The sequence below is a fragment of the Arthrobacter sp. HLT1-20 genome, assembly GCF_054510895.1.
In genome coordinates this window covers 1-1,114 of sequence record NZ_JBTNDR010000075.1, presented here as the reverse complement: position 1 = coordinate 1,114, position 1,114 = coordinate 1, and the positions used below count along the sequence as shown (strand labels likewise).

1 protein-coding gene is annotated in these 1,114 nt (G+C 60.5%); it reads right to left on the bottom strand.

Going from position 1 to position 1,114, the window contains the following annotated elements:
* Nucleotides 1-304: 304 nt before the first annotated feature.
* On the bottom strand, nt 305-1,114 hold an 810-nt coding region (locus ACX80Q_RS18655), incomplete at its 5' end, for a transposase (RefSeq protein WP_459332037.1).

The window sequence follows — 1,114 nt, the reverse complement described above, 5'->3', positions numbered from 1 at the left end:
GACGCTGATATGTCGGAAGGTTTGTCAAGGGGCGTAGGTATGCGGCTCCCAACTTTCTTTGTTGGGGGCCGTCGGGTGGGTGCCGTCCGGGTGTGGTGGTTGTGCTGGCTAGTCTTGTATTCGACTGCAGTGTCAGGCTGATATTCGCGGGTTGGTTACCGCATGACGATTGTTCGGCTGGGGCATATCGTTGTCTATCATCGAGCGTCAACGGGATGTGCCGTTTACTCATAGCGTCGTCTCGAGTTAGCCCCAAAGTGCTGCCACGTCACGGCCGCCACACTCCGGAAGGCACGTTTATTTATTAGGCCACCTTCATGTGTTTCTGGCTTTCGTTCTCGTTGCGTTGGAGGGGCGCAGCCAGAGACCAGCACCAGCCGGCGAGTTCCCTGGCGATCGCGGTGTTGGCCGTGACTGAGCGTTTTTTGCGGGCGTCGAATACTTCCCATTTGTGGTGGAGGCGGTGGTTACCTTCCAAGGCACGGATCCTGGTGTCGGGGGCAACGAGGTCCAGTTGCCGCACCAGCCGCACCCCGGGCCTGGCGTAGGGTCGCTGATGCAGCCAGGCAGCTTCGATGAGGAGTTTGCGGGCGTATTTGCTGCCGGCCTTCGTGATCGGGCCCTGGTGCCGAGACTGGCCCGAGGACTGCTCGCTGGGCACCAGGCCGAGGTAGGAGCCAATGTTGGCCCCGGTGAATCGGGTCCAGTCTCCGATCTCCACGGCGAGTCCGAATCCGGTGGTGACTTCGATGCCGCGCAGGCACATCAATGCCTCGATGACCGGGGTGTATTGGCAGTCTTTGGCGACGGCCGCGACCTGCTGATCAATGCGCTTCAGATGGGCGGCGAGTAGTTCGACCAGTTCAACGTCCGCTTCATAGGTGAACTGCAGTACTGGTGAATCAAAACACTGCCGGTGTAGCCACGCCTGATGAGCATGTGTCCATTTCGTGCCTTCCAGGTAGCGGATGCCATGGCGGAGCAGGATCGCGTTCAGGCGCTGGCGGGTATGGGTGAGGTTTTTTGCCGTGGTGGCTCGCAACCGGGACAAATCCCGGAGGTCTTCCTGTGCTCGGGCCGGAACCCTGACCTCGGTAACTTGGCCCAGGGCGAG